16 protein-coding genes are annotated in these 20,888 nt (G+C 73.2%); 11 read left to right on the plus strand and 5 right to left on the minus strand.

What is annotated here, in order from left to right; all coding sequences use genetic code 11:
- From ACYVLT_RS25450 to ACYVLT_RS25480, 7 genes are all read left to right on the plus strand, one after another.
- Nucleotides 1–1,356 carry an MFS transporter gene (locus tag ACYVLT_RS25450; RefSeq protein WP_461122712.1) on the plus strand — a complete coding sequence of 452 codons (1,356 nt, stop codon included), beginning with the start codon at nucleotides 1–3 and terminating at the stop codon, nucleotides 1,354–1,356.
- A gap of 118 nt (nucleotides 1,357–1,474) precedes the next feature.
- Nucleotides 1,475–3,979, plus strand: coding sequence for a nitrite reductase large subunit NirB (gene nirB / locus ACYVLT_RS25455; RefSeq protein WP_461122713.1), 2,505 nt, complete (start codon nucleotides 1,475–1,477; stop codon nucleotides 3,977–3,979).
- Nucleotides 3,976–4,296 (plus strand): nitrite reductase small subunit NirD, encoded by a 321-nt coding sequence (gene nirD, locus ACYVLT_RS25460; protein WP_461122714.1) that lies wholly within the window; start codon nucleotides 3,976–3,978, stop codon nucleotides 4,294–4,296. The genes nirB and nirD overlap by 4 nt, the downstream gene beginning before the upstream one ends.
- Nucleotides 4,293–5,408, plus strand: a complete 1,116-nt coding sequence (locus tag ACYVLT_RS25465) for a uroporphyrinogen-III synthase (protein WP_461122715.1) — start codon at nucleotides 4,293–4,295, stop codon at nucleotides 5,406–5,408. Before nirD ends, ACYVLT_RS25465 begins: the two co-directional genes overlap by 4 nt.
- Entirely contained in the window at nucleotides 5,405–6,070 is a 666-nt protein-coding gene (locus ACYVLT_RS25470; RefSeq protein WP_461122716.1) for a sirohydrochlorin chelatase, read from the plus strand. The genes ACYVLT_RS25465 and ACYVLT_RS25470 overlap by 4 nt, the downstream gene beginning before the upstream one ends.
- 204 nt (nucleotides 6,071–6,274) lie before the next feature.
- Nucleotides 6,275–7,234: a pirin family protein gene (locus ACYVLT_RS25475; RefSeq protein WP_461122717.1), complete on the plus strand. Its 960-nt coding sequence runs from the start codon at nucleotides 6,275–6,277 to the stop codon at nucleotides 7,232–7,234.
- The gene (locus ACYVLT_RS25480) at nucleotides 7,231–7,620 is read left to right on the plus strand and encodes a tetratricopeptide repeat protein (protein WP_461122718.1); all 390 of its coding nucleotides are present in this window, start codon (nucleotides 7,231–7,233) and stop codon (nucleotides 7,618–7,620) included. The genes ACYVLT_RS25475 and ACYVLT_RS25480 overlap by 4 nt, the downstream gene beginning before the upstream one ends.
- Here the strand turns inward: ACYVLT_RS25480 and ACYVLT_RS25485 are convergent.
- Nucleotides 7,583–7,909: an MGMT family protein gene (locus ACYVLT_RS25485; protein ID WP_461122796.1), complete on the minus strand. Its 327-nt coding sequence runs from the start codon at nucleotides 7,907–7,909 to the stop codon at nucleotides 7,583–7,585. The two genes, ACYVLT_RS25480 and ACYVLT_RS25485, sit on opposite strands and share 38 nt — an antisense overlap.
- Nucleotides 7,910–7,973: 64 nt before the next feature.
- On the opposite strand from ACYVLT_RS25485, the gene ACYVLT_RS25490 reads away from it, so the two are divergent.
- Together ACYVLT_RS25490 and ACYVLT_RS25495 are read left to right on the plus strand one after the other, a co-directional pair.
- Nucleotides 7,974–11,147 carry an ATP-dependent helicase gene (locus tag ACYVLT_RS25490; protein ID WP_461122719.1) on the plus strand — a complete coding sequence of 1,058 codons (3,174 nt, stop codon included), beginning with the start codon at nucleotides 7,974–7,976 and terminating at the stop codon, nucleotides 11,145–11,147.
- Nucleotides 11,148–11,210: 63 nt separating this feature from the next.
- Nucleotides 11,211–14,723 (plus strand): UvrD-helicase domain-containing protein, encoded by a 3,513-nt coding sequence (locus ACYVLT_RS25495; RefSeq protein WP_461122720.1) that lies wholly within the window; start codon nucleotides 11,211–11,213, stop codon nucleotides 14,721–14,723.
- On the opposite strand, the gene ACYVLT_RS25500 is transcribed toward ACYVLT_RS25495, so the two are convergent.
- Nucleotides 14,720–15,256 (minus strand): hypothetical protein, encoded by a 537-nt coding sequence (locus ACYVLT_RS25500; protein WP_461122721.1) that lies wholly within the window; start codon nucleotides 15,254–15,256, stop codon nucleotides 14,720–14,722. The two genes, ACYVLT_RS25495 and ACYVLT_RS25500, sit on opposite strands and share 4 nt — an antisense overlap.
- A 79-nt stretch (nucleotides 15,257–15,335) precedes the next feature.
- Nucleotides 15,336–15,716 (minus strand): DoxX family protein, encoded by a 381-nt coding sequence (locus ACYVLT_RS25505; RefSeq protein WP_461122722.1) that lies wholly within the window; start codon nucleotides 15,714–15,716, stop codon nucleotides 15,336–15,338.
- Nucleotides 15,717–15,785: 69 nt separating this feature from the next.
- Between ACYVLT_RS25505 and ACYVLT_RS25510 the strand changes: the two genes are divergently transcribed.
- Together ACYVLT_RS25510 and ACYVLT_RS25515 are read left to right on the plus strand one after the other, a co-directional pair.
- Nucleotides 15,786–17,198: a M20/M25/M40 family metallo-hydrolase gene (locus tag ACYVLT_RS25510; RefSeq protein WP_461122723.1), complete on the plus strand. Its 1,413-nt coding sequence runs from the start codon at nucleotides 15,786–15,788 to the stop codon at nucleotides 17,196–17,198.
- On the plus strand, nucleotides 17,195–18,262 hold the full coding sequence (locus ACYVLT_RS25515; protein WP_461122724.1) for a potassium channel family protein: 1,068 nt from the start codon (nucleotides 17,195–17,197) through the stop codon (nucleotides 18,260–18,262). Before ACYVLT_RS25510 ends, ACYVLT_RS25515 begins: the two co-directional genes overlap by 4 nt.
- 69 nt (nucleotides 18,263–18,331) lie before the next feature.
- Here ACYVLT_RS25515 and ACYVLT_RS25520 read toward each other — a convergent pair whose 3' ends face one another.
- Both ACYVLT_RS25520 and ACYVLT_RS25525 read right to left on the minus strand, forming a co-directional pair.
- The gene (locus ACYVLT_RS25520) at nucleotides 18,332–19,876 is read right to left on the minus strand and encodes a sensor histidine kinase (RefSeq protein WP_461122725.1); all 1,545 of its coding nucleotides are present in this window, start codon (nucleotides 19,874–19,876) and stop codon (nucleotides 18,332–18,334) included.
- On the minus strand, nucleotides 19,873–20,550 hold the full coding sequence (locus ACYVLT_RS25525) for a response regulator transcription factor (RefSeq protein ID WP_360458899.1): 678 nt from the start codon (nucleotides 20,548–20,550) through the stop codon (nucleotides 19,873–19,875). Before ACYVLT_RS25525 ends, ACYVLT_RS25520 begins: the two co-directional genes overlap by 4 nt.
- Nucleotides 20,551–20,888: the final 338 nt, after the last annotated feature.

Genomic DNA, 20,888 nt, shown 5'->3' on the forward strand with positions numbered 1-20,888 from the left:
ATGAGCACGATGGTGGACACCCCCAGCCCTGCACCGCAGGCGAAGCGCGGAGGCCGGTGGATCGACCACTGGGAGCCGGAAGACCCCCAGTTCTGGGAGAGCACCGGCAAGAAGGTGGCCCGGAAGAACCTGGTCTTCTCGATCCTCGCGGAGAACCTGGGCTTCAGCGTCTGGGTGCTCATGAGCATCGTCGTGGTGAGCCTGAGTTCGGTGGGCTTCGCCTTCAGCGTCGGCCAGACGTTCTGGCTGCTGATCGTGCCCAACCTGGTCGGTGCCACGCTCCGCATCCCGTACACGTTCGCGGTGCCCAAGTTCGGCGGCCGGGGCTGGACCACGTTCAGCGCGGCCATGCTGCTGATCCCGTGCGCGATGCTCACCTACGCGGTGACCACGCCGGGCACGCCGTACTGGTTCTTCCTGCTCACGGCCGCCGCTACCGGCTTCGGCGGCGGTAACTTCTCGTCCTCGATGGCGAACATCTCGTTCTTCTACCCGGAGGGCAAGAAGGGCCTGGCGCTCGGTCTGAACGCGGCGGGCGGCAACCTCGGTGTCGCCGTGACGCAGCTCATCGTGCCGTTCGTCATCACCATCGGCACCGGCATCCACCTCGCCTACGCCGCGCTGATCTGGATGCCGTTCATCATCATCGCCACCGCGTGCGCGTGGCTGTTCATGGACAGCCTCACCCAGGCCAAGCCGGACGGCGTCTCGTACAAGAAGGCGCTGAGCAACAAGCACACGTGGGTGATGTCGTTCCTCTACATCGGCACGTTCGGCTCGTTCATCGGCTACTCGTTCGCGTTCCCGTCGCTGATCAAGATCAGCTTCGTGGACTACAAGGGCTTCGTCGCGCTGGCGTTCCTCGGCGCGCTCATCGGCTCGATCGCCCGGCCGTTCGGCGGGTGGCTGTCCGACCGGTTCGGCGGCGCGCGGATCACCCTGATGACGTTCATCGGCTTGGCGCTGGGCACGATCGGCGTGCTGGTCAGCGTGGACATCAGGAGCTTCCCGGTGTTCTTCAGCTCGTTCATCGTGCTGTTCGTCATGGCCGGCGCGGGCAACGGCTCGACCTACCGGATGATCCCCGCGATCTTCGCGGCCACGGCCGGTGAGGTGAAGTCGGCCAGGCGGCAGGCGGCGGCGGTGGTCGGCATCGCGGGTGCGATCGGCGCCTTCGGCGGTGTGCTGGTCAACCTGGTGTTCAAGTTCTCGCTGGAAGGCGCCGGCAAGTCGCTGACCCCCGCGCTGATCGCGATCCTCGTGTTCTACAGCCTCTGCGTGGCGACCACGTGGTGGTTCTACATGCGCCGTCGGGTCCTCGCGAGCCGTCCGAGCCTCGCTTATGCCGGTGTGTGAGACACACAACGCTCTGAAGTGCGGCGTGAGGCTCCTTTAACGCCTGCGAAACAGTCGCGACCTAGGCACGACACGGTGCCCGGTGAGCATTGACCGGGTAGAAGGAGGGATTGGTCCCATGACGCGAACGCTCGTAGTGGTCGGTCACGGCATGGTCGGTCACCGGCTCGTGGAGGCACTCCGCGAGAAGGACGTCACCGACCAGTGGCGGGTCGTCGTGTTCGCCGAGGAGAACCGCCCAGCCTACGACCGGGTCGCGCTGTCCTCCTACGTGGACAACTGGGACGCGGAGTCGCTCAGCCTCGCGCCGCACCGCGACGACGCCGTGCGGCTGCACCTGAACGACCAGGTGGTGCACATCGACCGGGACAACAAGGTCGTGCGCACCATGGCCGGCCGGGCACAGCCGTACGACGCGCTGGTCCTGGCCACCGGCTCGGTGCCGTTCGTGCCGCCCGTGCCGGGCCGTGACCTGCCCGGGTGCCACGTCTACCGCACCATCGACGACCTGGACGGCATCCGCGCCACGGTCGAGTCGGCCCGCAGCGTCGGTCGGCACGCGGGCATGGTGCTCGGCGGCGGCCTGCTCGGCCTGGAGGCGGCGAACGCGCTGCGCGGCATGGGCATCTCACCGCACGTGGTCGAGCTCGGGCCGCGGCTGATGCCGTTGCAGGTGGACGAGGGTGGCGGCGGCCTGCTCAAGCGCCTGGTGGAGAAGCTGGACCTGACCGTGCACACCGGCACGTCCGCCTCCTCCATCGAACGGGACGGCGAGCGGCTCATCGCCAAGCTGTCCAACGGCGTCGAGCTGGACCTCGACGTGGTGGTGTTCTCGGCGGGCATCCGGCCGCGCGACGAGCTGGCGCGTTCGTTCGGCCTCACCGTCGGCGAACGCGGCGGCATCGTCGTCGACAAGGCGTGCCGCACCTCCGACCAGGACATCTACGCCATCGGCGAGTGCGCCAACCTCGACGGCATGGTGTACGGACTCGTGGCACCGGGGTACTCCATGGCCGAAGTCGTGGCCGACCGCCTGCTCGGCGGTACCTCGGAGTTCCCCGGAGCCGACATGTCCACCAAGCTCAAGCTCCTCGGCGTGGACGTCGCCTCGTTCGGCGACGCGCACGCCAAGCAGGAGGGCGCGCTGGAGGTCGTCGTCAACGACGCCGTCGCGGGCACCTACGCCAAGGTCGTGGTGTCCGACGACGCGAAGACCCTGCTCGGCGGCATCCTCGTCGGCGACGCGTCCAAGTACATGTCGCTGCGGCCCCTGGTCGGCAGGCCACTGCCCGGCGACCCGGTCGCGCTGATCGGGCCGGAGGGCGGCGTCGAGCTGACCCTGCCGCACGACGCGCAGGTGTGTTCGTGCCACGCGGTCACCAAGCAGCACATCGTGGACGTGGTCAACTCCGGCGAGGCCGTCGACGTGCCGGGCATCAAGGCCTGCACCAAGGCGGGCACCGGCTGCGGCTCGTGCGTGCCGATGCTGAAGAAGCTGCTCTCCGAGTGCGGCATCGAGCAGTCCCGCGCCCTGTGCGAGCACTTCGACCACTCGCGCGCCGACCTGTTCGAGATCGTCCGCTCCACCGGCATCACCACGTTCACCGAGCTGATCTCCCGGCACGGCCGCGGCGCCGGCTGCGACATCTGCAAGCCCGCCGTCGCCTCGATCCTCGCGTCGCTGGACAACGGGCACGTGCTGGAGGGCGAGCAGGCCACCCTCCAGGACACCAACGACCGCTTCCTGGCCAACATGCAGCGCAACGGCACCTACTCGGTCGTGCCGCGCATCCCCGGCGGCGAGATCACGCCGGAGAAGCTGATCGTCATCGGCGAGGTCGCCCGCGACTTCGGTCTCTACACCAAGATCACCGGCGGGCAGCGGATCGACCTGTTCGGCGCGACCGTGGACCAGCTCCCGCAGATCTGGAAGCGCCTGGTGGACGCCGGGTTCGAGTCCGGGCACGCCTACGGCAAGGCGCTGCGCACGGTGAAGTCGTGCGTCGGCACCACGTGGTGCCGCTACGGCGTGCAGGACTCCGTGTCGCTGGCCATCGAGCTGGAGCTGCGCTACCGCGGCCTGCGGTCGCCGCACAAGCTCAAGTCCGCGGTGTCCGGCTGCGCGCGGGAGTGCGCGGAGGCGCGGGGCAAGGACTTCGGCATCATCGCCACCGAGAACGGCTGGAACCTCTACGTCGGCGGCAACGGCGGCTTCACCCCGCGCCACGCCGACCTCATCGCGTCCGACGTGGACACCGAGACCCTGATCAAGCTGATCGACCGGTTCCTGATGTTCTACATCCGCACGGCGGACCGGTTGCAGCGCACCTCGACCTGGATCGAGTCGCTGGAAGGCGGCCTGGACCACCTGCGCGACGTCATCGTGCACGACAGCCTCGGCATCTGCGCCGACCTGGAGGCCGCGATGGCCAAGCACGTGGACAACTACGCCGACGAGTGGCGCGGCGTGCTGGAGGACCCGGAGAAGCTGTCCCGCTTCACCTCGTTCGTCAACGCGCCCGGCACACCAGACCCGACCATCGCGTTCCGCGAGGAGCGCGGCCAGAAGGTGCCGGTTCTGTTGGGCGTTCCCAGTGTCGGCCAGGCGGAGGTTTCCCGATGACACCTGTGTGCGAGTTGAGCGCCCTTCGTCCCGACCAGGGGGTGGCGGCCCTGCTGCCCGACGGTTCCCAGGTGGCGGTGTTCCTGACCTCGGCGGGGACGGTGCACGCGCTGGGCAACATCGACCCGTTCAGCGGTGCGGCGGTGATGTCGCGCGGCATCGTCGGCGACCGCGGCGGCGTGCCGGTGGTCGTGTCGCCGGTCTACAAGCAGGCGTTCGAGCTGAGCACCGGCAAGTGCCTGGACGACCCCTCGACCGGGGTGCCGGTGCACCCGGTCGTCGTGCGCGACGGCGTCATCCAGGTCGGGTCACCGTGACCGCCGCCCCGCTGGCCGGGTACACGGTCGGTGTGACCGCCGCCCGGCGGGCCGACGAGCTCTCGGCTCTGTTGGAGCGCAAGGGCGCGACCGTGCTGCACGGTCCCGCCATCCGGATCGTGCCGCTGCCCGACGACGCGGAGCTGCTGGCCGCGACGCGGACCGTGGTGGAACAACCGGTGGACTTCGCCGTGGCGACCACCGGCATCGGCTTCCGGGGCTGGGTGGAGGCCGCCGAGGGCTGGGGGTTGGGCGCGCGGCTGCTGTCCCGGTTGTCCGGGGCGCGGGTGCTCGCCAGGGGGCCGAAGGCGCGGGGCGCGGTGCGTGCGGCCGGGCTGGTAGAGGCGTGGTCACCGGAGGGGGAGAGCAACGCGGAGTTGCTCGACCACCTGCTGCGGACCGGTGTGTCCGGTCAGCGCATCGCCGTGCAGCTGCACGGCGAGCCGTTGCCGGAGTTCACGTCGACCTTGCGCGCGGCGGGTGCCGCGGTCGTGGAGGTCCCCGTCTACCGCTGGACCGGCCCGTCCGACCCCGCGCCTTTGGAACGGCTGCTGGAGGCCGTGCTGGCGGGGCAGGTGGACGCGCTGACGTTCACCAGCGCACCAGCCGCGGCCTCCGTGCTGCGGGTCGCCGGGGCGATGGGCAAGCTGGCCGAGCTGATCGCGCTGCTGCAACGGGAGGTGCTGGTGGTGGGCGTCGGCTCGATCACCGCCGGACCGCTGGTGTCGGCGGGCATCCCGGTCGTGCAGCCCGCCCGGGCCCGCATCGGCGCGCTGGCGCGCGAGCTGACCCTCGAACTGCCCGCCAGGGCGACCCGGCTGCGCATCGCGGCCCGGGACATCGAACTGCGCGGCCAGGCCGTGGTGGTGGACGGCGAGCTGCGCCCCGTCCCGCCGGCGCCGATGGCCGTGCTGCGCGTGCTGGCCGCCGCACGGGGCCGGGTGGTGTCCCGGCGCGACCTGCTGGCGGCGCTGCCCAGTGGTGGCGAGGAGCACGCCGTGGAAACCGCGATCGGCCGGCTGCGCACGGCGTTGGGCGAGCCGCGGATGGTCGCCACCGTCGTCAAGCGCGGCTACCGCCTGGCCATGGACCCCGCCGGAGTGGCTGTATGACCCTCGTCCTCGTCGCGCACGGCACCCGTGACCCCGCCGGGGCGGTCGTCGTCGAAGAAATCGCGTCCCTCGTCCGCGCCCGCCTGGGTGGCGTGCCGGTGCGCGTCGCCTATGCCGACGTGCGCCAACCGGACGTCACGTCGGTGCTGTCGTCCGTCTCCGGCCCGGCCGTCGTCGTCCCCGCCTTCCTCGCCGCCGGCTACCACGTGCGGGTGGACATCCCGGCGCAGGTGGAGGCCTCCGGCCACCCCGACGTGGTGGTCACCGACCCGATCGGCCCGGCCCTGCTGCCCGCCCTGCTGGCACGCCTGACCGAGGCCGGCTGGACCTCGGGCGACTCGGTGGTCCTGGCCGCGGCGGGCTCCTCCGACCCCCGTGCCCTGGCCGACGTCCGCGCCATCGCCACCGCCCTGTCCCGCCGGGTGGGCCCGGTGACCATCGGCTACGCCGCCACCGCCGAACCGCGCATCGCCGACGTGGTCGCCTCCGCCGCCGGCCGCGTGGCCGTCGCCTCGTGGCTGCTGGCCCCCGGCCTGTTCCACCAGGTCGTGGCCTCCTCGGGCGCGGCCGTCGTGGCCGCCCCGATCGGCGCCCACCTGCGCGTCGTGGAAGCCGTCCTCCTGCGCTACTACGAGGCCCGCTGCTTCCAAGACGTCGCCTGACCCGCCCCCCACCCCCGCGAGAGTCCTACTTCCACCCCGCGAGAGTCCTACGTTCAGAACGCGCGTGTCCTACCTTCGCGTACCCCGAATTCAACGCTCAGGTTCCGGCGGCGGGCGATCGCGGGGTGGAATAGTTGAGATCTCAACTAGGTTGACCCGGGTGAGACCGCCGAACCAGGGCGGTCACCGCCCGAGGAGGCAGCCATGCCCGCCGTCACCGCCGACACCCTGACCCTGCCCCGCCTGCCCGAGCTGCCCGAGGCCGCGACCGCGTGGCGCGAGGTGCGGCGCGTGGTGCGGGCGCAGCGGTTCCTCGAAGGCGAGGGCTTCCAGGTCCGCCGCCCCTTCCCGGGCGTCGACCTGCCCGACGCGGACCCGTTCCTGCTCCTCGACCACATGGGCGCCGTCGAGTACGGCCCCGGCGAGGCCAAGGGCGCGCCCTGGCACCCGCACCGCGGTTTCGAGACCGTCACCTACATGATCGACGGCGTGTTCGAGCACCAGGACTCGACCGGCGGCGGCGGGGTGATCACCAACGGCGGCACGCAGTGGATGACGGCGGGTTCCGGCGTCCTGCACTCCGAGCTGCCGTCGCAGGAGCTGGTGGCCAAGGGCGGTCTGTTCCACGGCGTGCAGCTCTGGGTCAACCTGCCGCGCGCCGCCAAGTGGACGCCGCCCCGCTACCAGGACATCAACGCGGCCGACACCCTGCTGCTGTCCAGCGACGACGGCGGCGCGCTGGTCCGCGTGATCGCGGGCGACGTGGCGGGCCACCGCGGCCCCGGCATGACGCACACGCCGATCACCTACCTGCACGCCACCCTCAGCCCGCACGCCCACCTGACCCTGCCGTGGCCGGAGGACTTCACCGCGATGGTCTACGTGCTGTCCGGTCGCGGCACGGTCGGCGCGCGGCACCGCCCGCTCGAAGAGGGCCAACTGGCCACCTTCGGCAACGGCGCCGCGCTCACCATGCACGCCGACACGACGTGGGACGTCCTGGTCCTGGGCGGGCTGCCGCTGCGCGAGCCGGTCGCGCGCTACGGCCCGTTCGTGATGAACACGCGGGCCGAGATCGTGCAAGCCATCGAGGACTTCCAAGCCGGGCGACTGGGCGCGACGCACGTCCCGCACGTCACCTCGGCGGACGAGGAGCTGTCATGACCGACATCCGGGAACTGCTGCGCAAGGGCCGCATGTTCCGCGCGTCCGGCGACCCGAGCGGCGCGGCGCGGTACCTGGCCGAGGCCGCGGAGCACGCGCCGGGCGACCGGACCGTGCTCACCGAGCTCGCGCTGGCGCACTTCCAGTCCGCCGCGCTGGGCAAGGCCGAGGGCGTGCTCAAGGTCCTGGTCGACCTCGACCCGTCGGACGGCTACGCGCGCCTGCTGCTCGGCCGCACGCTCAGCCGGCAGAGCAGGCACGCCGAGGCGTTGCCGCAGCTGCGCCTGGCCGCGGCGATCACCCGCGACCCGGAGGTCGGGTCCGAGGTGGCCCGGGTCGAGGCGCGGGTCACCACAGACCGGGGGGCTCCTCCGACTTCTCCTTGACCGCGTCCTCCCAGCGGTACGTGCGCAGGTCGACCTTGCCGCCGTCGGCCACCACACCCTCCTCGCGCAGCCGTTGCAGCTGCTCGTCGGCGATGTGGGGCGCGCACGTGCCGTTGGCGCGCAGCACCCGGTGCCACGGCAGGTCGTGCCCGTCCTGGTTGAGCACCTGCCCGACCAGGCGGGGCGACGGCGCGCGGGCGATGTCGGCGACGTCGCCGTAGGTCGCCACCCGGCCGCGCGGGATCTTGCGCACGACCTCGCGGACCATCTCGTGCAGCTGTTCGTCCACGCCGAACAGCTTTTCACGTGACACGGCGCCGCCCTGATCCCACCGGGAATTTCGCTGTGGTTCGATGCCTCCCGTGGCAGGCAACAGGGCGCCCTTGTTGGTGCGCCGGGTGCGGCAGGAGGAGCCCCGGCACGACTGGGACGCGCCCGCACGCGCCGTGTTCGAGCACGTCGGCGGGCCGTTGCGGGTGCTCGGCGGCCCCGGCACGGGCAAGACGACGTTGTTGGCCGAAGTGGTGGCGCACCGGGTGCTGCACGGCGGCGTGCACCCGGAGAACGTGCTGGTGCTCACCGCGAACCGCCGTGCCGCGGAGGCCATGCGCGCCCACATCACCCGCCTGCTGACCGCCGCGCGCACGGACGGCGTGCTGCCGACCACGCAGGAACCGCTGGTCCGGACCGTCCACTCGTACGCCTTCGCGGTGCTGCGCGCGCAGTCCGCCCAGGAGGGCGAACCGGCGCCCCGCCTGCTGTCCGGCCCCGAGCAGGACGCGGTGGTGCGCGAGCTGCTCGCCGGCGACGTGAGCATGGGCGCGCCGAAGTGGCCGGAACGGCTGCGCCCCGCCCTTACCCTGCCCGGTTTCGCGCACGAGCTGCGCGACCTGATGCTGCGCGCCACCGAACGCGGCCTCGCCCCGGAGGACCTGACGGAGCTGGGCCGCAAGCACTCCCGCGAGGAGTGGGTGGCGGCCGGGCTGTTCGCCACCCAGTACGAGCAGGTGAACCTGCTGGCCAGCAGCGGCCAGGGGCACGCGCCGTCGTTCGACGCGGCCGAGCTGGTGGGCAGCGCGCTGCTGGCGTTCGAGACCGATCCGGACCTGCTCGCGGGCGAACGGCGGCGGGTGCGCCACCTGCTGGTGGACGACGCCCAGCACCTCGACCCGCTGCAGTACGAGTTCATCCGCGTGCTCGGCGAGGCCGCCCAGGAGTTCGTCCTGGCGGGCGACCCCGACCAGGCCGTGTTCTCCTTCCGCGGCGCGGACCCGACCCTGCTGGCCGACGCGGGCGGACCGGCCGTGGTGCTCACCACGGGCTACCGGATGGCGCCGGAGATCCGGGCCGCGGTGGGCCGGCTCGCGGCACGGCTGCCGGGCGCGTCGCCCACCCGCGAGGTCTCCCCGGTCGACGGCACGGGCCACGTGCAGGTCCGCCTGTTCGCCTCCGCCGCGCAGGAGGCGAGCTGGGTGGCCGACCAGCTGCGCCGGGCGCACCTGATCGACGAGGTCCCGTGGTCGCGGATGGCGGTGGTGGCGCGTTCGGCGACGAGGTCGCTGCCCGTGCTGCAACGGGCGCTGCTCGCGGCGGGCGTGCCGGTGGCCGTGCCGCGCGACGAACTGCCCCTGGCCCGGCAGCCCGCGGTGATGCCGTTGCTGGCGCTGCTGCGCTGCGCGGCCGTGCCGGGCAGCCTGGACGAGGACACCGCGGCGATGCTGCTGTCCTCACCGCTGGGCGGCGCGGACCCGTTGGCGCTGCGGCGGTTGCGGCGCGGCCTGCGCCGGCTGGAGCTGGCCGCGGGTCGTGACCGACCCAGCGGCGAGCTGCTGGTCGAGGTGATCGAGTCCGACGACCGGCTGGCCGCGTTGGAGGACGCCGAGGCGCAGCCCGCACGGCGGATCGCCGGGCTGCTGCGCAAGGCGCGCAAGGGGATCGCGGACGGGCTGACCGTCGAGCAGGTCTTGTGGGAGCTGTGGCAGACCACCGGTCTGGAGCTGCGGTGGGCGGCGCAGTCCGCCCGGCACGGCACCACCGGCATGCAGGCCGACCGCGACCTGGACGCGATCGTGGCGTTGTTCGAGGCGGCGGCGAAGTACGTGGACCGCTTGCCCGGTTCGGGCGCCGAGGGCTTCGCGGACTACCTGGCCGCGCAGGAGATCGTGGGCGACACGCTGGCCGCCGCCGCTCCCACGGGTGAGGCGGTGTCGGTGCTGACCGCGCACGCCGCCGCCGGTCGCGAGTGGACGGTCGTGGCGGTGCCGGGCGTGCAGGAGGGCAGCTGGCCCGACCTGCGGCTGCGCGGGTCGCTGCTCGGCGTGGAACGCATGGTCGACGTGGTCGCGGGCGTGTCGGCCGAGACGGTGTCCGCGGTCGCGCCGATCCTGGCCGAGGAACGGCGGCTGCTGCTCGTCGCGGCGAGCCGGGCGCAGCGGACGTTGCTGGTCAGCGCGGTGCGCGGGGAGGACGAGCAGCCGTCGCGGTTCCTGGACGAGATCGAGGAGCTGTCCACCGGCGAACCGGAGCGGCCGACGTTCACGCCCGAGCGCGGGTTGGTGCTGGCCGAGCTGGTCGGCGAGCTGCGGCGGGTGGTGTGCTCCGACGACGAGCCGGCGCGACGCCGGGAACGCGCGGCCGCCCAGCTGGCCCGGTTGGCGGCGGAGGGCGTGCCGGGCGCGCACCCGGACTCCTGGTACGGCCTGGCGGACGTCACCACGGACAGTCCACTGTGGACCGAGGAGCACACGGTGAGCGTGTCGCCGTCCACCGTGGAGACCCTGGCGAAGTGCCCGCTGCGCTGGGTCGTCGAGCGGCACGGCGGCCAGGACCCGGCCGAGCTGGCGTCGATCACCGGCACGCTGGTGCACGCCCTGGCGCAGGCCGCCGCGACCGGCGCGGACGAGAAGGAGCTGCGGGTCAGGCTGGACGAGGCGTGGGCCGCGGTGGACGCGGGCGCGCCGTGGTTCTCCCGGCGCGAGCGGATCCGGGTGGAGCGGATGCTCGACACGTTCCTCACCTGGCTGGCGTCCAGCCGCACCCAGCTCACCCAGGTCGCGGTCGAGGAGGAGATCTCGGTCGAGATCCCCAAGCAGGACGGCGGGCCGTCGCTGCGGGTGCGCGGCCGGGTCGACCGGCTGGAGACCGACCGGGACGGGCGGCCGGTCGTGGTGGACGTGAAGACCGGCAAGACCCCGGTGTCCAAGGACAAGGCCCAGGAGCACCCGCAGCTCGCGGTCTACCAGCTGGCCACGGCGCTGGGCGGCTTCACCCACCTGGGCCTGGGCACCGACCCGGGCGGCGCGCGGCTGCTGTACGTGGCCAAGGAGGACCGCAAGTCCGGCGCCGTCGAGCGGGAGCAGGTGCCGCTGGACGAGCAGGGCGTGCGGGTGTGGCTGGAGGCCGTGCAACTGGCCGCCGGGTCCAGCGTCGGACCCGCCTACCAGGCGACGGAGAACGCGGACTGCGATCGCTGCCCGGCCCGCACCACGTGCCCCGTGCACGCGTCCGGCCGGCAGGTCAGCCAGTAGCCGACCAGCGGATACGCGCCCGCCCTGCGGGTCGCCGAAGGTAGCCGGCGGCGACCACGGAGAATGCGGGGCGTGGTCGTGCCGAGCGGGGTCGAACGGGTGGCGGGTGAGCCGGTGGCGCTCGCCAGCCCGTTCGAGGTCGCCGAGGCGCTGGGCCTGCCCAAGCCGACACCGGAGCAGGCCGCCGTCGTCGCCGCGCCCACCGCGCCCGCGCTCGTCGTGGCCGGCGCGGGGGCCGGCAAGACCGAGACCATGGCCGCCCGCGTGGTCTACCTGGTCGCCAACGGCTTCGTCACCCCCGACCGCGTCCTCGGCCTGACGTTCACCCGCAAGGCCGCCCGCCAGCTGTCCGACCGGGTGCGGATGCGGCTGCGCCGGCTCGGCGGCTCGTCCCTGCTGGACCGGCTGGACCCCGGCGGTGAACGGCGCGCCGCGGTGCTGACCACCGAGCCGGTGATCCTGACCTACCACGCCTACGCGGGCCGGCTGGTCGGCGAGCACGGCCTGCGGCTGCCCGTGGAACCCGGCGTGCGGCTGCTCACCGAGACCGCCGCGTGGCAGCTCGCGCACCGCGTGGTGTCGACGTGGGCCGAGGACATCGACACCGACAAGGTGCCCGCCACCGTCACCGGCTACCTGCTCGCGCTGGCCGGCGAGCTGGGCGAGCACCTGGTCGAGCCGACCGCGTTGCGCGAGCACGCCGAGCGGCTGTGCGCCGTCATCGAGAACGCGCCCAAGACCGCCCGGCAGCGCGACGGCCTGCCCGAGTCGCTCAAGGCCGTGGTCAACGCCCAACGCCTGCGCACCAACCTCCTCCCGCTGCTGGAGGCCTACCAGGCGCGCAAGCGGCGGGAAGCGGCGATGGACTTCGCCGACCAGATGTCGCTGGCCGCCCGGCTGGCCTCCGAGCACCCGGAGGTCGTGCGCGGCGAACGGGAGCGGTACGGCGCGGTGCTGCTGGACGAGTACCAGGACACCGGCCACGCGCAGCGCGTGCTGCTGCGGTCGTTGTTCGGGCGGGGCGAGCCGATGCCCGTGACGTCGGTGGGCGACCCGGCGCAGGCGATCTACGGCTGGCGCGGCGCGTCGGCGGCGAACCTGCCCCGGTTCGTGCACGACTTCCCGCCCGCGAAGAAGTACGGCCTGCTCACCAGCTTCCGCAACCCGCCGGAGGTGCTGGCGCTGGCCAACGCGGTGTCCGCGCCGCTGCGGGCCATGGGCCTGGACGTGGACGAACTGCGTGCCCGTGACGGCGCCGGGCCGGGTGACGTGCGGGTGGCGTTGTTCACCGACGTGCGCCAGGAGCTCGACTGGGTGGCCGACACCGTCGCCGCGCAGTGGGAGGCGCACCTCGACACCAGCGACGAGCCGCCGACCGCGGCGGTGCTGGTGCGCCGCCGTTCGGACATGGCCGACATCGCGGCGGCGCTGCGGGAACGCGGCCTGCCGGTGGAGGTCGTCGGTCTGGGCGGGCTGCTGGACGAACCGGAGGTGCGTGACCTGACCAGCGCCCTGCGGGTGCTGGTCGACCCGCTGGCCGGCACCGCCGCCGCCCGGCTGCTCACCGGCTCGCGCTGGCGGGTCGCGGCGTTCGACCTGGCCGCGCTGTGGACCCGGGCGCGCGACCTCGCGGGCGCGCCGACCAGGCAGTCCGTGGCGGACGACCCGTTGGCCGTGCTGGCCGACGCGCTGCCCGGTGAGCACGCCGACCAAGCCGGTCTCGCGGACGCGCTGGACGACCCCGGCGACCCCACCGCGTACTCCGCCGAGGGCTACCGGCGGATCCGGCGGCTCGGCGCGGAGCTGGCGGCGTTGCGCCGACGCCTGGGCCAGCCGTTGCCCGAGCTGGTCGCCGACGTGGAACGCACCCTGCTGCTGGACATCGAGGCGATGGCCCGGCCCGGTGGGGTCGGTCGGGCGCACCTGGACGCGTTCGCCGACGTGGTGAACGACTTCGCCGCGGCCAGCCCGTCGGCCACCCTGCCCGCGCTGCTCGACTACCTCTACACCGCCGAACAGGCCGAGGACGGGCTGGAACCCGGCGAGGTGGAGGTGGCCGAGAACCGGGTGCAGGTGCTGACCATGCACTCCGCGAAAGGCCTGGAGTGGCACATCGTGGCCGTGCCGCACGTGGTGAAGGACGTGTTCCCGGGTCGGAAGAAGTCGTCCAGCTGGCTGCGCTCGGTGGCCGAGCTGCCCGCCGACCTGCGCGGTGACGCCGAGGACCTGCCGAAGCTGCGCATCGCACCCGACGCCAACCGCAAGGAGGTGGAGGAGGCGCTGGTCCGGCACGAGGACGACTTCGACGCGCGGCGGCTGGTCGAGGAGCGCCGATTGCTCTACGTCGCGTTGACCAGGGCGGAGCACAGCCTGCTGGTGTCGGGGCACTGGTGGGCCGAGACGGGCGACAAGCCCAAGGGGCCGTCGGCGTTCCTGACCGAGATCCGGGAGTCGGTGCTGGCCGCCGACCACCCGCCGGCCGACATCGCGCACTGGGCGCCCCCGCCGGCCGACGACGACCCCAACCCCCTCGCGTCGCAGACGAAGACGGCCCAGTGGCCGACCGACCCGCTGGGCAAGCGCCGCGCCGCCGTGGCCGAGGGCGCCGAGCTGGTCGTGGCCGCCCTGGAACGCCACCTGGCCGAACCGCCCGCCCCGCCCACCCCGCCTGCCTCGCCCGACCTCCCCGACGACCTGCCACCCGAGCCTCCCGACGACGACCTCCCCCCCGACTTCGCCGGCCTCCCCGAGCCACCGGCCGACGACCTGCCGCCCGAGCCTCCCGACGACGACCTGCCCCCGGACCCGCTCGACGCACCGGACGAGGACCCGCGCGAGTCGAACGCCCAGGCCCCGCGGGTCGAACCTCCAGGACCCCCGAGTTCACCGTTCGAGGACCCCGACCCGGACGGCTGGGCACGCGACGTCGACGTGCTCCTGGCCGAACGCGCCGCCGCGGCCGACCGGCGGGAACGCGTCGTGCTGCCCGACCACCTCTCGGTCAGCCAGCTGGTCGAGCTCGCGGCCGACCCGGACCTGCTCGCCCGCAGGCTGCGCCGCCCCCTGCCGTTCCCGCCCAACCCGCTGGCCCGCCGCGGCACCGCGTTCCACACGTGGCTGGAACAGCGGTTCGGCGCGAGCCGCCTCTTCGACCTGGACGAACTCCCCGGCGCGGCCGACGACGGCGCGGCGCCCGACGCCGACCTCACCAGGCTCCAGGAGGCGTTCCTGGCGAGCGGTTGGGCCGACCGCGTCCCGCACGACGTCGAGGTGCCGTTCGAGGCGGAGATCGACGGCCTGTCCGTGCGCGGCCGGATGGACGCCGTGTTCGGCGACGACGACGGCGGCTGGACCGTGGTCGACTGGAAGACCGGCGCGGTGCCGGACGAGGACCGCCTACCGGCGCTGTCGGTGCAGCTCGCGGCCTACCGGCTGGCGTGGGCGGCGTTGACCGGCTCACCGGTGGAGAAGGTGCGGGCGGCGTTCCACTACGTCCGGCAGGACCACACGTTGCGCCCCGCGGACCTGCTGGACGCCGACGGCCTGCGCGAGCTGATCCGCTCGATCCCGAACTAGCTGTTCACCCGGGCGTTGGCGGGCACTTCCTTCAACACCCGGTCGTAGAGCACTTCCAGCAGCCACCGGCCGAACAGCGACGGCCCGAACTCGGTCGACCGGTCCTCCGGCGGCACCAGCAGCTCCGCCGTGCCGGCCACGTCCACCGCGACCACGCCGATGCCGTAGTAGTCCAGCTCGATCAACGGCCACGGCTGCTCGCCCTGCGGCGCGGGCAGCACCACCGCGCACGGCGCGAGCGTCATCAACGTCCCGCACGACTGCAACGCGCGGTCCACCGTGGACTCGCCCACCAGCACACCGACCAGCTCGACCGCGGGCACGGGCAACTGGTCGTGCGCGGCCGGTTCGAACCACGAGCGGAACCACGACGGGTCGGCCTGCGGCGGCCAGCCGTTCGCGCTGCGCCACTCGTGCACGTCGGCACGGACCCGCACGACGGCCGACACCTGGTGGCCCAGCACGGCTACGTCGGGCACGACGATGCCGCGCCAACCCAGCGCCGACGCGGCATGGTGGAGGAGCGGTTGCACTCGGGCATCCTAGGACTGGTTCCGGTTTCGATGACAGCCCCTCGGCCGCGCTGGGTGTCGGACCCAGTGCCGAGAGTGATCAGGGAGTTGAGCGTCCCACGCGCAAGGCCCACAGGATGAGCGGCACCTGGAGCGGCAACCGGCCGTAGGCGACGGCCTTCACCCTGGGTGACTTCGCGCGGTAGTCGTAGGCCATCTTGACGTTGGCCGGGAACACCGCCGCGAAGAACCCGGCCGCCAGCCTGCCCCCGACACCCCGCGTGCGCGGCACGGCGACCGCCACGGCCAGCGCCACCTCCACGGCACCGGACACGTAGGTCCAGGTCCGAGGCTTGCCCGGCAGCGCACGCGGCACGATCGCGTCGTACGGCTTCGGCTTGGCGAAGTGCGTGGCACCCGCGGCGCCGAGCAGCCCCGCCAGCGCGAGCGCCGACCAGGGACGGGAACGAGTGGGTTCCATGGGACCACCCTGTCACGTCGGCCGCCGCACGACGCCCTCAGGGTTGCTCCGGGGTTATCCTCCCGCATCGTGAGCGGTGATCCCGAAAATCCCGAACATCCCGAGCGGGCGGCCGTGGCCGCCTTCGCCGACGACTTCCTGAGCGGCCTGCGCGAGTGGCTGGCCATCCCGTCGATCGGCGTCGACCCGGCGCACCACGGCGACGTGGCCGCGTCCGCGCACTGGCTGGCCGAGGCGTTGCGCCGCGACGGTTGGCCCGACGTGCGGGTCTGGGACGAGGGTCCGGCGCTGCCCGCCGTCTACGCCTGCTGGCCCGCCGCCGACCCCGACGCGCCGACCGTGCTGGTCTACGGCCACCACGACGTGCAGCCGGTCGACCCGGTCGAGCAGTGGCACCACCCGCCGTTCGAGGCGACGGTGGTCGGCGAGGAGCTGTTCGCGCGCGGGGCCAGCGACGACAAGGGGCAGGTCGCGATGCACCTGCTCGGCGTGCGGGCGCACCTGGCGGCCACCGGCGCGACGCGGCCCGCGGTGACGTTGAAGCTGTTCGTCGAAGGGGAGGAGGAGTCCGGCTCGCCGCACCTGACCCGGCTGCTGGACGAGCACCGCGACGACCTCGCGTGCGACCTGGTGGTGTTCACCGACACGCCGCTGTACGGGCGCGACGCGCCGACGGTCTGCACGGGGCAGCGCGGCGTGCACGGGGCGGAGGTCGTGTTCACCGGCGGCACGTCGGACGTGCACTCCGGTCGGGCCGGCGGGAGCGTGCCGAACCCGGCGACCGCCATCGCGCGGCTCGTCGCGGCCCTGCACGACGACTCCGGGCGCGTCCAGTTGCGTGACTTCTACACCGACGTGATCGAGCCCACCGAGGCCGAACACGCCGACTACGCGGCGTTGCCGTTCGACGAAGCGGTGTGGTTGGCGAACGCGGGCCGTGCCCAGGGCCTGTCCGGCGAGCCCGGTTGGTCGACTCTCGAACGGGTGTGGGTGCGGCCCACCGCCGAGGTCAACGGCATCCACGGCGGCTACACCGGGCCCGGCTTGAAGACCATCGTGCCCGCGCGGGCGTCGGTGAAGCTGTCGTTCCGGCTCGTGCCGGACCAGCGGCCCGAACAGGTGGCGGACGCGCTGCGCGAGTTCGTCGCCGCGCACACCCCGGCCGGGCTGCACGCCGAGGTGATCGCACGCGGTGACGGTGCGCCGCCCTACGCGGTGGACGTCTCCCACCCGGCGGTGGGCGCGGTGCGCGACGCCGTGCAGGCCGCGTTCGAGCAGCCGGTGAGGTTCAGCCGCACGGGTGGCTCGGGGCCGGCGGCGCTGTTGCACGGGTGGCTCGGCGTGCCGGTCGTGTACCTGGGCGCGACGTTGCCGGATGATCGGATCCACGCGCCCAACGAGCGCGTCGTCGTGCCACTGCTGCTCCGCGGCGCCGAGGCGGCCGCCCGGTTGTGGCGACTGCTCCCGGAGAGGTTGTCATGATCCGCCGCACCAGCCCGGGCGAACCGCTGGCCGAGCGGCCGGGCCACTCGCTCGTCGGTGTGGTCAGGATGCCGGACACGGTGCAGAGCCCGGTCCGCGCGATCCTCAAACGGGTCATCGGCGCGCTCGGCGCGCTCATGGCGGCCGTGCTGATCGTCTACATCGACCGTGACGGCTACCGTGACGTCAACGGGGACGGCCTGTCCCTCTTGGACGCGGTCTACTACGCGACGGTGTCGCTGTCGACCACCGGATACGGTGACATCGCCCCCGCCAGTTCCTCGGCGCGGCTGGTCAACGTCCTGGTGATCACCCCCTTGCGGGTGCTGTTCCTGATCGTCCTGGTCGGTACGACCCTCGAAGTGCTCACCGAGCGTTCACGACAGGCGCTGCGCATCCAGAAGTGGAGGACCAAGGTGCGGGACCACGTGGTCGTCATCGGGTACGGCACGAAGGGCCGGTCCGCGGTCAGCGCCCTCATGGGCGACGGGGCGGAGCCGGGTTCGATCGTCGTGGTCGACACCACCCAGGAGGCCTTGGACGCCGCGTCGGCGATCGGCCTGGTCACCGTGCACGGTTCGGGGACGAGCAACGACGTGCTGCGCGTCGCCGGCGTGTCCCGCGCGCGGGCCGTCGTCGTGGCGGCGAACCGCGACGACACGGCCGTCCTGGTCACCCTCACCGCCCGTGAGCTGGCGCCGAAGGCCCAGATCGTGGCGTCGGTGCGGGAGCGGGAGAACGAACACCTGCTGCGCCAGTCCGGCGCGGACTCGGTGGTCGTCTCCAGCGAGACCGCGGGCCGGCTGCTGGGCATGGCCACCGCCACCCCGTCCGTGGTCGACATGGTGGAGGACCTGCTGACCCCGGACGCGGGCCTGGCCATCGCCGAACGCGACGTGGAGCCCTCGGAGGTCGGCGGCTCGCCCCGGCACCTGCCGGACATCGTGCTGGGTGTCGTGCGCGACGGCACCCTGTACCGAGTGGACGCCCCCGAGGCCGACGCCGTGGAAGCCGGCGACCGCCTCCTCTACGTCAAGAAGGTGACCCCGCCCAGGGAAGCCTGATTCGGCCCGCCGCACCCGGCGCCGCATCGGGTCGGCCCACCCGAACGGCTCGATCGGTCTCGGCCGGCCTCAGTCGGCCAACGGAATCCGCACCTCGAACGCGGCCCCGGACACTTCGGCCACCGCGCCGTGCCGCGCGGCACCCACACCCGGCGAACCTGGCGACGCGGCCGGGTGCGTGCTCGCCGTGTCACCGGGCGACTCCCGCGTCGCCGGGGTGTCGACCGGCGGGCTCGCGGTCGGCGTGCTCCCGGTCGGCGTGCTCGGGGGCCCGCTCGTGTTCTTGGCGCTCGGGTTGGTGGCGCCTGGGACCGGTTCGGGCGGGATCGGGTCTTGGGGGACGGGGTGGTGTGTGGCGGGGTGGTGTGGGCTGTGGGCGCGTTGTGACTCGTCCGGGTCGATGCAGGACAGTTCGCCGCCGTGTGCCCGCACCACGCCGCGGGCGATCGGCAGGCCGAGGCCTGAACCTCCCGAGCGCTGGTCCCGGGCTTCGTCCAGCCGCACCAGCCGGTCGAAGATGCGTTCCCGGTCCGCCGCCGGCACGCCCGGCCCGTTGTCGGACACGACCAGCAGCGCGAAGCTGCCCGCCCTCGACACGCGCAGCCGCACCCGGCCCGACGGGCCGGTGGCCTGGCGGGCGTTGTCGGCCAGGTTGGCCAACACCTGCGCCAACCGCTGCGGGTCGCCGGAGACGAACGCCGACTCGCCCTCGGCGGCGATGTCGAAGTCGGGCGCGAGCAATTGCGTCCGCCCCACCTCGGCCTCGGCCAACGCGAGCAGGTCCACCCGCTCCCGGTGCAGTTCGAGACCGGCCTCGATGCGCGCCAGCGCGAGCAGGTCGTCCACCAGCCGCCCGGCGCGCCGCGACTCGCGCACCAGCAGCAGGTTCAACCGCTCCCGCTCCTCGGCGCTGCCGGTCTGCATCAGGGCCTCCGCGACCGCCTGCACGCCCGCGACGGGTGTCCTCAGCTCGTGCGCCGCATCGGCCACGAACCGCTTCGTCCGCTCCTCCGATCCCTCCAACGAATCCAGCATGTCGTCGAACGCGGCCGCCGCCCGCCCGAGCTCGTTGTCCGCCCGCGACGGGTTGAGCCGGTGCCCCCGGCCACCCCGCGCGATCGAACGCGCCAGCGTGGTCATCGCGTCCAACGGCGCCAACGCCCGCCGGACCACCCACACCATCGCCGCCGCCGTCACCGCCAACGCGCCGAACCCGACCACCAGCAACAACCGCCGCAACCGGGCCTGCGCGGCCGTGATCACCGACGACTCGGCGTACACCGTGATCCTCGACCCGTCGTTCAACTGCCGACTGACCTCGTTCGCCACCTCCTCGTCCGGCGCGTTCCCGAACACCGTCCCGTCCGGCATGACCAGCCGGACCTCCACGCCCCGGCCTTCCAGCCGGTCCACCAGGTCCGCCCCGCGCACCCGCTGCTTGACCAGCTGCTGCGCCACCCGCGACTTCTCGAGCAGCGCGGTGTCGACGTCCCGCTTGGACTGCGCCGCGAACAACGCGTCCACCAACAGCACGACCCCGAGCAGCACGACGGCCAGCACGCCGATCGCGGACAACGTGACCCGCCGGCGCAGCGAAACGGTCCGCAGGCTCACGTCTCGTCCGCCCTGAGCACGTAACCGAGCCCGCGCACGGTGTGCAGCAGTCGTGGGCCGTGTTCCTCCAACTTCCGGCGCAGGGCGCTGACGTGCACCTCCACCAGGTTCGGGTCGTAGTCCTCGTAGCCCCACACGGCGGTGAGGATCTGCGTCTTGCCCACCACCCGTCCCCGCTGGGCGGCCAGGTACCGCAGCAGGCGCAGTTCGGTGGCGGTCAACTCGATCGGCGCGTCGCCCCGCAGTACCACCGCCGAGTCGGCGTCCACCAGCAGGTCGCCGATCTGCACGGTCGACGGCGTCCGCCCCAGCCGCCGCAACACCGCGCTCACCCGCGCGACCAGCTCCGCGAGCACGAACGGCTTCACCACGTAGTCGTCCGCACCCCGGTCGAGCCCGCGCAGCCGATCGGACACCCCGTCCCGAGCGGTCAACATCACCACCCCGGCCCCGGACGCCCGCCGGATGACCTCCAGCAACGTGAAGCCGTCCCGACCGGGCAGCATCACGTCGAGCACCACCAGGTCCGGCCGGAACCGGACCAGGTCGCCTTCCAGCTCACGGCCGTCCGGCCGGACCTGCACCTGGTAACCCGCGTCCCGCAAGGCGGAGCTCACCGCGGCGCCGATCGCCTCCGCGTCCTCGATCACCAGCACCCTGGCAGCAGTCGACACCTCCACATTCTGCGTCGCGACCCGCGCCACGGCCGTGAGGCCGCGACGGATCCGAACGAACGACCCTCAGCCACCGGCACCCCTCAGCGGTGCCCGGTCGAACCCGCGCACGCCGCGCGACGTGCGGGGCCGGTCTCCCACGACGTGGGCGCGGACGGGGGAGACCGGCCGACCGAGGGGAGGACGGCGCGGGCGGGCCTTCGGCCTGGCGGCCGGGCCCGTGGTCGGGAATCCCAAGGTCGGAGATCCCGCCGCGGCGCGCGGTGCGGCATCCGGCGACGTGCGGGCGGTCGAGAGGGTCCGGCGGTGGGAGCGGTGAGGTTCATGGGACAAGTGTC

The organism is Saccharothrix stipae (assembly GCF_054781895.1).

Coding starts and splice junctions, on each gene's coding strand:
- ACYVLT_RS25450 (WP_461122712.1), top strand. CDS start 1: ATGAGCACGATGGTGGACACCCCCAGCCCTGCACCGCAGGCGAAGCGC.
- nirB (WP_461122713.1), top strand. CDS start 1,475: ATGACGCGAACGCTCGTAGTGGTCGGTCACGGCATGGTCGGTCACCGG.
- nirD (WP_461122714.1), top strand. CDS start 3,976: ATGACACCTGTGTGCGAGTTGAGCGCCCTTCGTCCCGACCAGGGGGTG.
- ACYVLT_RS25470 (WP_461122716.1), top strand. CDS start 5,405: ATGACCCTCGTCCTCGTCGCGCACGGCACCCGTGACCCCGCCGGGGCG.
- ACYVLT_RS25475 (WP_461122717.1), top strand. CDS start 6,275: ATGCCCGCCGTCACCGCCGACACCCTGACCCTGCCCCGCCTGCCCGAG.
- ACYVLT_RS25480 (WP_461122718.1), top strand. CDS start 7,231: ATGACCGACATCCGGGAACTGCTGCGCAAGGGCCGCATGTTCCGCGCG.
- ACYVLT_RS25490 (WP_461122719.1), top strand. CDS start 7,974: ATGCCTCCCGTGGCAGGCAACAGGGCGCCCTTGTTGGTGCGCCGGGTG.
- ACYVLT_RS25495 (WP_461122720.1), top strand. CDS start 11,211: ATGCGGGGCGTGGTCGTGCCGAGCGGGGTCGAACGGGTGGCGGGTGAG.
- ACYVLT_RS25505 (WP_461122722.1), bottom strand. CDS start 15,716: ATGGAACCCACTCGTTCCCGTCCCTGGTCGGCGCTCGCGCTGGCGGGG.
- ACYVLT_RS25515 (WP_461122724.1), top strand. CDS start 17,195: ATGATCCGCCGCACCAGCCCGGGCGAACCGCTGGCCGAGCGGCCGGGC.